Origin of the sequence: Pseudomonas lactucae, from assembly GCF_036688725.1 — a bacterium.
In the GTDB taxonomy this organism is placed as follows: Bacteria; Pseudomonadota; Gammaproteobacteria; order Pseudomonadales; family Pseudomonadaceae; genus Aquipseudomonas; species Aquipseudomonas lactucae.
On the sequence record NZ_JAQQPT010000001.1, the window covers coordinates 118638 to 130640 of the forward strand.

General features: G+C 58.7%; 9 protein-coding genes. 1 reads left to right on the forward strand and 8 read right to left on the reverse strand.

The window, feature by feature from the left end:
- Window positions 1–95 precede the first annotated feature (95 nt).
- From V6M90_RS00550 to V6M90_RS00560, 3 genes are all read right to left on the reverse strand, one after another.
- Entirely contained in the window at window positions 96–545 is a 450-nt protein-coding gene (locus V6M90_RS00550; RefSeq protein WP_141063024.1) for a hypothetical protein, read from the reverse strand.
- Window positions 538–1461 carry an NAD synthetase gene (locus tag V6M90_RS00555; RefSeq protein WP_141063025.1) on the reverse strand — a complete coding sequence of 308 codons (924 nt, stop codon included), beginning with the start codon at window positions 1459–1461 and terminating at the stop codon, window positions 538–540. Before V6M90_RS00555 ends, V6M90_RS00550 begins: the two co-directional genes overlap by 8 nt.
- Before the next feature lie 160 nt (window positions 1462–1621).
- A complete protein-coding gene (locus V6M90_RS00560; RefSeq protein WP_078823065.1) occupies window positions 1622–3925 on the reverse strand; it encodes a YgiQ family radical SAM protein in 2304 nt (767 codons plus the stop codon).
- Between the two features lie 182 nt (window positions 3926–4107).
- Here V6M90_RS00560 and V6M90_RS00565 point away from each other — a divergent pair, with 182 nt between their 5' ends.
- Complete coding sequence (locus tag V6M90_RS00565; protein WP_332845941.1) at window positions 4108–8109, forward strand: dermonecrotic toxin domain-containing protein; 4002 nt, start codon at window positions 4108–4110, stop codon at window positions 8107–8109.
- Window positions 8110–8114: 5 nt separating this feature from the next.
- Here the strand turns inward: V6M90_RS00565 and dnaB are convergent, their stop codons facing one another.
- The 5 genes from dnaB to rpsF all read right to left on the reverse strand — a co-directional run bounded on the left by dnaB (window position 8115) and on the right by rpsF (window position 11700).
- Window positions 8115–9512, reverse strand: coding sequence for a replicative DNA helicase (dnaB, locus tag V6M90_RS00570; protein WP_042944101.1), 1398 nt, complete (start codon window positions 9510–9512; stop codon window positions 8115–8117).
- Between the two features lie 110 nt (window positions 9513–9622).
- The gene (gene rplI / locus V6M90_RS00575; protein ID WP_003171376.1) at window positions 9623–10069 is read right to left on the reverse strand and encodes a 50S ribosomal protein L9; all 447 of its coding nucleotides are present in this window, start codon (window positions 10067–10069) and stop codon (window positions 9623–9625) included.
- Window positions 10070–10087: 18 nt separating this feature from the next.
- Entirely contained in the window at window positions 10088–10981 is an 894-nt protein-coding gene (locus V6M90_RS00580) for a YybS family protein (protein ID WP_003171374.1), read from the reverse strand.
- Between the two features lie 36 nt (window positions 10982–11017).
- Window positions 11018–11248, reverse strand: coding sequence for a 30S ribosomal protein S18 (rpsR, locus tag V6M90_RS00585; RefSeq protein ID WP_003171373.1), 231 nt, complete (start codon window positions 11246–11248; stop codon window positions 11018–11020).
- 29 nt (window positions 11249–11277) lie between these two features.
- The gene (rpsF, locus tag V6M90_RS00590) at window positions 11278–11700 is read right to left on the reverse strand and encodes a 30S ribosomal protein S6 (protein WP_003171371.1); all 423 of its coding nucleotides are present in this window, start codon (window positions 11698–11700) and stop codon (window positions 11278–11280) included.
- Window positions 11701–12003: the final 303 nt, after the last annotated feature.

The following is a 12003-nucleotide window of genomic DNA, read 5'->3' on the forward strand; positions in this document are numbered from 1 at the left end:
GACCCGGTGCAGTAGAGCACCAAAACGGCGCCAATGTACGTACCGTGGTGCAAGAGCTGCACATATTTGTGGCGCAGGGTGGCGAATCTACCCACCTAGCGTGCTTTGTGTGTTGCGATGATGGCTTGGCGCAGCCGCCTCACTTCAACGAGTTTCTGGCGCATTTCGCGGTGACGTTTACTGTTGAGCAGCAGCAACCCCAGCAGCGGGAACAGCAGGCTCAAGCCATAGGAAAGCGGATGCGGACCAAACGCGATGGTGGGCAGCACCACCAGAACACAGAGCGCAAGCAATATCACCAGCGGCCATACCCATTGCGGCCGCCCGCGCGCGATCATGAAATTGCACTGCACGATGCCCCACGTCAGCGCGAGGCCACCCAGAAAGGAATACTTGAGGTTGTCGTCCATCGGCAAGCGCGGGAAATAACTGTCGAAAATCAGTGGCACCGCAAACACCAGGCTGAACACCGCCGCGAAAATCGCGCCCATGAAGACCGGAAAGTACTGCGCCAGAAAACTGCGAATACCGGGTAGCTCATTCATTGCTCATTTCCTCATACAGTCCCACGGCAATGGTGCGCACATTCCCCGAGATTGCACTGCCGGTGAATCCGATGGCCGCGCCCAGGGCATCCTGTATCTGGGTCACCGTTGCATGCTTGACCTGGGCGGGGGTGAAACGCTTGGTCGCCTCGCCGGACAGTTGCTTCAACTTGAGCATTTTGGCGGTCATGCGCGGGTCCTGGATGCTGAGCAGCTCCTTCGTGAGCTTGGCGCGCTCTTGCCGGGTCAAGCCTCGCAATACGTCCCGCACGCTTTTGCCCGTGGCGGCCTGGTTCATCCGCACCAGCTTTACCGTGGTCAACGTCGATGCGCCGACCCCGATCAACGACGCCGCATCCAGCGCGATCATCGTGTACTGATACCAATCCGAGCTGTCGAGCTTGTCGTTTTTAGAGGGGTCACTGATCTCATTGCTGACGCGATAGCCACTGGCAAAACACTGCAGTGTGCTGGCCGTGGCGGCGGTATAGCCGATGGCCGTGATCACGCTGCTGGCGCCCGCCGTGAACGGCACGGCGACGGTACCGCTGAGCACGACGATCCAACCGATGATCGCGCCTGCGCAGGACAGGGACGTGTTGATCGCCTCTCCCACCAGGCGCGATTCGCGAGGGTTGTCCTGGACCTGTTGCGCAAACTGCGCCGGGGCAATGTACTTCTGCGCTTCACGCAAAATAATGCGTTTGGGGGCAATGCTGCAGATCGGCTGGAACTCACGCAGCGTGACCACGTTGAACTCGGCATCGATATACACGACGCCCGCCCCTACGATGGCCGGATCGGCATCAATGGCCGCAAACAGGCGCGGCAGGTTGATCTGGCTTTCGATGCGCTGGCGCGCCAGGAACTGGGAGCGGTTGGAGTCCATGCCGATGTTGAGCAGGGGGTTGCTCATTGGGGTGCTCTTCCTTGAAGGGGGTGGTGACTGGACTGACGCTATCGGGAGCAAGCCCCCGATAGCGATCTAATGGGCGCCACATTAGCAAACAGGCAACCCACTCGCCACACAGCAAAACGCCAGCTCAAGGCTGGCGTTCTGCATATTCAAGCGACGATCAACGCGGCACAACCGGCTTGCGCGCTGGCTTGCCGCCCTTGCCCTTGGCCGCATCGCTGCGCTCTTTGGCCGCCTGCTTGTTACGCGCCTGCGCGGCGGCCTTGGCTTGTTCGCGCTTGTCCCACGGGTTGCTGCCATCGCTGCCACGGGGTGGCAGGCCGGTGTGCTGGGTGAGGATTTTGGTCGTCGTTTCCTTGGCGACCTTGTGGCTGCCGGCCGGCGTCGAGTTCTTGCGACGGGCGCTCTGGTAGCTGTCGGTGCTCGGCTGATGCAACGGGATCAATTGGTCTTTGCCCGGCCCGATCAGGTCGGCGCGGCCCATGCGGGTCAGTGCTTCACGCAGCATCGGCCAGCCTTTCGGGTCGTGGTAACGCAGGAACGCCTTGTGCAGACGGCGCTGCTCCTCGCTCTTGACGATGGTCACCGCGTCACTCTTGTAGGTGACCTTGCGCAGCGGGTTCTTGCCCGAGTGATACATCGCGGTGGCGGTGGCCATCGGCGACGGGTAGAACGCCTGCACCTGGTCGGCGCGGAAGCCGTTGCCCTTGAGCCACAGGGCCAGGTTCATCATGTCTTCATCGGTGGTGCCGGGGTGGGCGGCGATGAAGTACGGGATCAGGTACTGCTCCTTGCCCGCTTCCTTGGTGTACTTCTCGAACATGCGCTTGAACTTGTCATAGCTGCCGATGCCCGGTTTCATCATCTGGTTGAGCGGACCTTCCTCGGTGTGTTCCGGGGCGATCTTGAGGTAGCCACCGACGTGGTGGGTGACCAGCTCTTTGACGTATTCCGGCGACTCGACGGCAAGGTCGTAGCGCAGGCCGGACGCGATCAGGATCTTCTTCACACCCGGCAAAGCACGGGCGCTGCGGTACAGCTGGATCAGCGACGAGTGGTCGGTGTTCAGGTTCGGGCAAATGCCGGGGAACACGCACGACGGCTTGCGACACGCCGACTCGATCTCAGGGCTCTTGCAGGCGATGCGGTACATGTTCGCGGTCGGGCCGCCGAGGTCGGAGATCACGCCCGTGAAGCCCGGCACCTTGTCGCGGATCTCTTCGATTTCGCGAATGATCGACTCTTCGGAACGGTTCTGGATGATGCGGCCTTCGTGCTCGGTGATCGAGCAGAAAGTGCAGCCGCCGAAGCAGCCGCGCATGATGTTCACCGAGAAGCGGATCATGTCGTAGGCCGGGATTTTCTCCTTGCCATACACCGGGTGCGGGACTCGCGCGTAGGGCATGCCGAACACGTAGTCCATTTCTTCGGTGGTCATGGGAATGGGTGGCGGGTTGAACCACACGTCCACTTCACCGTGCTTCTGCACCAGGGCGCGGGCGTTGCCTGGGTTGGTTTCCAGGTGCAACACGCGGTTGGCGTGGGCGTAGAGCACCGCGTCACCGCGGACTTTTTCCACCGACGGCAAGCGGATCACGGTCTTGTCGCGGGTCATGCGCGGGCTGGCCAGGATCTGTACGACCTTGGCTTCTTCCGGATCATCGACCGGTCCCTTTTCCTGCTCGATGGCGCAGGCCTGGGTGTCCTGGGTGTTCACGTACGGGTTGATGATCTTGTCGATCTTGCCCGGACGGTCGATGCGCGTGGAGTCCACTTCGTACCAGCCCGCCGGCGTGTCACGGCGAATGAACGCAGTACCGCGCACGTCGGTGATGTCTTCGATCTTGTGGCCCCACGACAGGCGTTGGGCGACTTCGACGATGGCCCGCTCGGCGTTGCCGTACAGCAGGATATCGGCGGTGGCGTCGATCAGGATCGAGTTGCGCACACGGTCCTGCCAGTAGTCGTAGTGGGCAATACGGCGCAGCGAGGCTTCGATGCCGCCAAGCACGATCGGCACGTTCTTGTAGGCTTCCTTGCAACGCTGGCTGTACACCAGGCTCGCACGGTCCGGGCGTTTGCCGGCCATGCCGCCAGGGGTGTAGGCGTCGTCGGAGCGGATTTTCTTGTCGGCGGTGTAGCGGTTGATCATCGAGTCCATGTTGCCGGCCGCGACGCCGAAAAACAGGTTCGGCTCGCCAAGCTTCATGAAGTCGTCTTTGGACTGCCAGTTCGGCTGCGCAATGATCCCGACGCGAAAGCCCTGGGACTCCAGCAGCCGGCCGATGATCGCCATGCCGAACGACGGATGGTCAACGTAGGCATCACCGGTGACGATAATGATGTCGCATGAATCCCAGCCAAGCTGATCCATCTCCTCCCTGCTCATCGGCAGGAATGGTGCAGGGCCGAAACATTCGGCCCAGTACTTGGGATAGTCAAATAACGGCTTGGCTGTTTGCATGACGGTGACCGGTGTTGAGATGAAAAATCGCGGGCGCGAAATATAGCACAAAATTTGACCAATTCCGACGGTGGTGGTGGGTTTCTATTTTCAGCGCACTCAGGGGCTACCGGGCTAGGCATTGTTCAAAAAAATCGTGAGTAGGCTACCGACGATCGATCACTGCTCTGCATGGCCCACTCATGAATCACCCAGACACACAGGTTGCAACACCCACCCTTAGCCTTCACAAAGACTTCATCGACACGCAATTGCCGTACTGGCTCAGCGAAGCGTCGTTGGAATCTCGCCAGCAATTGCGTCGACAACTGATTGCCAGCAACCAGGCCCGGCACACGCTCAAAGCGCTCATGGACGAACTGAAAAGCCCCGAAGCTTACGCTCGTCCATTGATACGCGATCTCATCGACACACAATTCTCCTTGTTCCTGAAGGATGAAACATCCCTGTTAGTGCGCGAATGGAAGAACAGTCATTTACTGGGCCTGATAAAAAACCACGCGAGGACCACTGAACAAAACTTGCTGGAAGCAGCCCTGCAAAATTTTGAAGCCTCTGAAGCCGAAAAAGAGGGCATGGAACAAGGCTCCGGTCTTTATAACCTTACTGAAAGCGGCCGAACACTGAGCATGCTTGCACCAACGGATTTCGCCACTGCGTGTCGCGAACTGGATATCGGTGGCAAGTACCTGAAACACCTGACTGACGTGCTTGAACCCGCCCCCACGCCTGGCAGCAAGCGCACCGCCGCAACGGTGCTTGGCTTGTTCAGTGAGAATGACCGGCTGGCCTTCGGCGTCGCACTGAACATCAGTTATATGAAGGGGCATTTAAACACCCGACTCTACGCACACCTGCAGAGCCTGCAACAGACAGGCAATCACGTGGATCTGCCGTGCAGCCACCTGACCCTCGGTGGTGTGGTGCTGCCCAATGTGCTGATGATCCATGCAAGCAAGCACGTCAACGAATACCTGCTATATGTCCCGGAAGATCCGATTACGCCCTTTCTTGCGTACCGTTCACTGCACGAGGTCGAGCAAACATTGGTTTCGCGCTTGAGCGATCCCGAGTACCTGGTGTTTTTCAATCGCCTGGTCCCCTTGCAGCATCAAGGCACGTTGCTGGCCCTGAAGCAGGGAGGGATTGACTGGATCGACAAAGGGCAACTGATCGGAAAGCCAGTGGTCTGCGCGTGCGCCCGCCTGAATGAACCGGTGACGCTCACGCCCATCCAGGGCAACGTGTTCCAGGCCATGGCCCGTCAGCGTATCGCACAGATCAAAAACGATGCGCGCATCCTGGCAGTCTCCACCGCCGATATCGATATCCTCAGCCGGCAAAAGCGTTTGCAACGCTGGAAAGACTTGGGCCAGTCACTGCTGTTGTTCGCGGCTTCATTTATCCCCATCGTCGGGGAAGTGTTGCTGGTCGTCACGGCCGGCCAACTGATTCATAGCGTTTATAACGGTTTTGCCGCCTGGAGCCGCGGCGACAGCGACGAGGCCTTGAATGACCTTCTGGATGTGGTGGATGCCGTCGCCCAGGCCGTGGTCACGGCCGGCGCCATCAAAGCCACGGGGTTTACCGCAGGGCTGGTGAAAGTCCACTTGCGCAATAAAGGCTATCGTCTCTGGAAACCTGACCTGGCCCCCTACCTGCACCCGACGACGCTTCCGGAGGGGCTTGCCGCCGATAGCCAGGGCATCTACCGGCATAAACAACAGCAGTTTCTAAAAATCGATGATGGCATTCACGCCGTACAACAAACCGCTAAGGGCGGCCAGTGGGAATTGCCTCACCCTACCGACCCGCAAGCTTACAAGCCGCCATTGCTCAGCAACGGTGTTGGCGGCTGGCGCCATGCCCACGAAACCTCGCAGGACTGGGACGACCTCAAGCTGATAAAACGGCTGGGCCCCGACGCCGCGAATATCAAGCAGCCCATGGTCGAGCCGATTTTGTTGATTGGCGGCGTCGACACGACTGCCCTGCGCGAGGTCCATCAGGATGTCCTACGCCCCCCGCCGGCGCTGCGTACCACCGTCAAGCACTTCAACCTGCAACAGGAAATCCAGGATTTCGATCTGAACCGCGCCGAAGGTACGAGCGTGACGCCACACTCACCTTTCATTCAGCTCTACCTGGTGTGTTCACTGCGTGACTGGCCAACGAATCGCACGCTGAAAATCGTCGATGAACAGCAAAACGTGCTGATCAGTCAGGGCACCGGCCCGATTGAAATACGGATCCCAGAAGCACGCTTCAGAAAAGGCGAACTGCTGCACGCCTTGGAACAACAGTTGTCACAATCCGAATTCAACCGGCTGATGCCCAGTCTCTACCTGACATACCTGACCAAAGTGGAGAACCTGGCGAGGAACCTTCAGGCCACTGCGCAGACCCGGCATCAACCCTTGTTTACTTGGCTCAAGTCGATCAATGACAAGACAAACGACCCGATTCAAACCGATATTCGCGCACTCGTTCCCGAGCTTTCGAAAAGCCATCTTGAGGAGATGGCTGCCGTGCTGGCTCCACAAGAGCGAGCCCGTCTGCACCGCGAAAAAACGCTGAGCCCCTTGCAGCGCTGGGAAGCCGAGCAGTACGTTGGCAATGCTCGCAACCGTGCGACCTACGAAGGCGTCTATTTGGACTCGATGAACAATCCCGACAGCCTGCCGCTGATATTGCATAGTCTGGAGCAGTTGCCCGGCTGGCCGCCGTTTCGGCAGATCGAGGTCAACCAGAGCAACGGCCAGTTGCTGTACCGCATCGGCGACAAAGGCGCTGCTACCCACCACATTCTGGTCATGGAGCGGGGCCTTTACGCGACCTACGACGGCGCAACCAAAAACCGCCTGCACGAACCGGCGACGCTCTTTGACGCCGTTGATCAAACATTGTCCGACACCGAACGCGAGAATCTGCTCAAGCAATCTGGGGCTAAAGACTTGCGTGAAGCCGTGCGCAAAGCCTGCTCGCAGTCGCAGGTCAAAGCCCCACCTTTGCGTGCAGCGATCAACCGCCCGCAAGCGGTCGCCAGCGAGGGTCGGCCTTTCGATCCGCTTTTCGCAGACTCCGCCCCACCCCAGGGTTTGGCACTGCGCGCTGACGGGACCTATCAAAGCCCCGCGCAACCGGACGGCAGCTATCGTTATTACGTACAGGAACAGGGCGCTTACTTTCAAATCAAACCCGATGGATCAGACTGGCGATTGATCGACGCCCGCAGCCGATTCAGGGCTTACCAGCCTTATGTGCGCCGCAAACCCGGCGGCGGCTGGGAAATAGATCCGGTCAACGGTGCGCTGCTGGGAGGCCTGAAAGAACTGCCGTCCTCCCCGGACGAATCCATGGATACCGGCAGCAATGACTTCATCTCCGCCGAGTCCTCTGCCAGCGAGTATGAGTCCGCTACAGAGGGCACGGTGGAACCGCGCTACAGCGCCGCTGAGTCAGCGTATATGCGCTCGATGCGTGGCTATCAGTACAGTCAGAACCACCGCCGCCTCTACGACCGCGCCAACAATGGGCGCTACCCGCTGCGTGATGAACAGGGCCTTCCCATGCGCATCAGACAAATACAAAGCCACTCGAGATCGTTGAGCACTGGCGAGGTGCGAAAGAGCGACGTACTTCGGCCTTATATCCGCTGGGAAGGTTTTGAAGACGTCGCACGCCTTTATGAAGACAAGTTGGAGCTCGTGACCTTCACTGCGGCTCATCAAAAATTTGCACCGGAGGCCGTCATGATCGGCGAGGCTACCGTGGTCAGCAGACGCCCGATCAGCAAAGGCGAGCCTCTGGGTGTTTATGGTGGAGGGGTGTTGCCATTTCAGATTGCCCGAGCACGGCAAGACCCTTATTTGATGCAGATCAAAATCATGCAACCAATCACACCCCACGCCCCGAGCATGCAACCCGTGCTATCGGGAGACAACATCCTGTCCAGAATCAATACGATTTTTGAATATGAAAACGGGCAGCCGGTCAGGCAGGCGGCCACCGGTTACAACGCCGAGGCGGCGCAATTTTGGGTAATGACCCAGGTCGGCCAAAACCCTCAGGAAAAGGCGATTCTGACCGCGCTGTTCGCCACTGAAGATATACCCGCCGCCACCGAGCTGCGTTGGAACTACCAATACGACGAAGCAACGATCAGAGCGATTTTTCCGCGCTGAGCAGCTTATTCGTCGTCATCAAAGTTGTAACTACCCGGCGCCAGGTTCTCGAAGCGTGTGTATTTACCGATGAACGCCAGCCGGATAAAGCCGATCGGGCCGTTCCGCTGCTTGCCGATGATGATCTCGGCAATGCCCTTGTGTTCGGTTTCGGGGTGGTACACCTCGTCGCGGTACACGAACATGATCACGTCGGCGTCCTGCTCGATCGCGCCGGATTCACGCAAGTCGGAGTTCACCGGGCGCTTGTTCGGGCGCTGTTCCAGAGAGCGGTTGAGCTGGGAAAGCGCCACCACCGGACAGTTGAATTCCTTGGCCAGGGCCTTGAGGGAACGCGAGATCTCGGAAATCTCGTTGGTACGGTTGTCGCCGCTGGAGCCGGGGATCTGCATCAATTGCAGGTAGTCGATCATGATCAGCGCGATCTCGCCGTGCTCACGCACCAGGCGGCGGGTACGCGCACGCATTTCCGACGGGCTGATGCCGGCGGTGTCATCGATAAACAGCTTGCGATCGTTGAGCAGGTTGACCGCCGAGGTCAGGCGCGGCCAATCGTCGTCTTCCAGCTGGCCGGAACGCACCTTGGTCTGGTCGATTCGCCCGAGGGACGAGAGCATACGCATGATCAGCGACTCACCTGGCATCTCAAGGGAGTACACCAGTACCGCCTTGTCGCTGCGTAACACGGCGTTTTCCACCAGGTTCATTGCAAAGGTGGTCTTACCCATGGACGGACGGCCGGCGACGATGATCAAGTCAGACGGCTGCAAGCCGCTGGTCTTCTCGTCCAGGTCGGTGTAGCCGGTGGAAATACCCGTAATGGCGGCGTCGGTATTGAACAGCGTGTCGATGCGGTCGATGGCCTTGGTCAACAGGTCGTTGACGCTGACCGGGCCGCCGGTTTTCGGACGCGCTTCGGCGATCTGGAAAATCTGGCGTTCGGCCTCGTCAAGGATCTCGGCAGCGGTGCGGCCTTCGGGGTTGAAGGCACTGTCGGCGATTTCGGTGCTGATGCCGATCAACTGGCGCAGGGTGGCGCGCTCACGAACGATCTGGGCATAGGCCTTGATGTTGGCGACGGAGGGCGTATTTTTCGCCAGCTCGCCGAGGTAGCCCAGGCCGCCGACTTGGGAGGTTTGACCCTCTTTGTCCAACTGCTCGGCCAGCGTCACTACGTCGATCGGCGAGTTCTGGTCGGCCAGTTTGGCGATGGCGCGGAAGATCAGGCGGTGGTCATGGCGATAGAAGTCACCGTCCGAGACTTGATCCAGCACGCGCTCCCAGGCGTTGTTGTCCAGCATCAAGCCACCGAGCACGGCCTGTTCGGCCTCGATGGAGTGCGGCGGCACCTTCAGGGCAGCGGTTTGCAGATCGTATTGCTCAGGAGCTGAAATATCGTTCATGGCCACTTGGAATTTGGGGGTTGTAGAAAAACAAAAGGCACGACCTGTAAACAGGATCGTGCCCGATGTTAACCGCCTGGCACACGAGGTGCCAGTCAGTTAGGTGCTGCTTAAGCTGCTACCACGACAACGCGTACGGTGGCTTCAACTTCGGCGTGCAGGTGCACGGCTACGTCGAATTCGCCTACGTTGCGGATGGTGCCGTTCGGCAGACGAACTTCGCTCTTCTGCACTTCAACGCCGGAGGCGGTCAGTGCATCAGCGATGTCGTGAGTACCGATCGAACCGAACAGCTTGCCTTCGTCACCGGCGGTGGCAGTGATAGTCACTTCCAGCTCAGCCAGTTGGGCAGCGCGCGTTTCAGCCGAGGCTTTCTTGTCTGCTGCGGCTTTTTCCAGCTCGGCACGACGCTCTTCAAACGCAGCCAGGTTGGCAGCGGTTGCAGCGGTGGCTTTGCCGTATGGCAGCAGGTAGTTACGACCGTAGCCGGCCTTAACGTTTACTTTGTCGCCCAGGTTGCCCAGGTTGGCGACTTTTTCCAGAAGGATCAGTTGCATGTGAAAATCCTCTAACTTTTAACCTTCACCGTTCGCGCCATCGGCATCTTTCGACGCCAGACGTCCGCGAAAATCAATCAGGCCGTCGACAATGGCAATCACCACGAGTAACGGATAAATCAGCTGCATGAACGGCAGTATCGTGACGTACAACCCCACCAGCCAGAACTTGGCCAGGCGCTTCTGCGCGACCAGCCCATGAATCAGGGCCAATCCGGCAAACACCAGCGGTACGCTGCAAAACAGCATCAAAAAGGCCATCTGTGGACCGAGATTCGGTCCGACAACCATCAATGCCAGCAGCAACATCGCCGGGCCCACGGGGATTCTGATACTGCGAAATTCGCGACCAAAACCACCCGGGTTGTACAACAACGCCTGCCAATAACGCCCAAGTATCAGGCTCAGCACGCTGACGACCTGCATTATTGCCGCCATAAGGCCGGTCAGGACCGGTGCAATCAGTGTTGCCAGACGCGCTCGCTCATCTACCGAAAGCTGCTGGTAGAGTTCCCCGAGGGCCAGCGGCAGGACCTTGACGATCTCCTGCGCCACCACCTCGATTTGCGGGCGGAAAGCCGCGTCAATCAACAGCGAAAACACCAACCCCAATGCCACGCTGACCAGCAGCGTACGGACCCAGGACTCACTTGCGCGCAGAACCAACGCAAGGCTCGATGACCCCAGCAGTACCAGAAGTACCTTGGGCTCATCCAGCTTCAGCCACCAGAACAAAGCGGCCAGCAATCCCAGGGCGAGGACACCAACGGCGTCCTGCAAACCGCGCCGCAGCAGCACAAGGCAACCTGCGGCAGCACCCAACCAATAAAGCAGCGGCAATGCCGCACAGCCAGCCACTACCAGAGTGGCCTGCATACGACCGCGCATGATGAACTCAGCTAAGGCGCGCATGCATTCAATCCTTTACTACTTGTCGACTGCCCGGTCTCAGCGGCCGTGGCTGTCGGTGTAGGCCAGCAGGGCCAGGAAGCGGGCGCGCTTGATAGCGGTGGCCAGCTGACGCTGATAACGAGCTTTGGTACCGGTGATGCGGCTTGGAACAATTTTGCCGGTCTCGGATACGTAGGCTTTCAGAGTGTTGAGATCTTTGTAGTCGATCTCCTTCACTTCTTCAGCGGTGAAGCGGCAAAACTTACGACGACGGAAGAAACGTGCCATTTGATAGGCTCCTTAATAAGGTCCGTGGATTACTCGTCAGCGTTATCGCTGCTGTCGCTGTCATCACTGTCAGCGCTATCAGCGCCTTCGTGCTCAGGACGGTCGCGACGCTCACGGCGCTCACTGCGGTTTTCTTCAGCCTTGAGCATCTCGGATTGGCCGGTAACGGCTTCTTCGCGACGGATGACCAGGTTACGGATCACTGCATCGTTGTAGCGGAAGTTGTCTTCCAGCTCGGCCAGGGCCTTGCCAGTGCACTCAACGTTCAGCATCACGTAGTGAGCCTTGTGAACATTGTTGATTGCGTAGGCCAGTTGACGACGGCCCCAATCTTCCAGACGGTGGATTTTGCCGCCGTCTTCTTCGATCAGCTTGGTGTAACGCTCAACCATGCCGCCGACTTGCTCGCTTTGATCCGGGTGGACCAAAAAGATGATTTCGTAATGACGCATGAATGCTCCTTACGGGTTGTAGCCTGCCGCTCAAAAACGGTCAGACAAGGAGTGAATGACACTTATGGATCTTGCCGCAGGGGAGGCACATGCGTGCCTGCCAGGTGGGCAAGGGGCGCAATTGTAGAGAAGGGGAAGAAAGGGCGCAAGGTGATTGGTGATTATTTGAACAATCTCCACACACCACAAAAACAAATGTGGGAGGGGGCTTGCTCCCGATAGCAGTGGCTCATTCAACACAGTTGTTGAATGACATGCCGCTATCGGGGCAAGCCCCCTCCCACATTTTGGTTCTATGCCAGC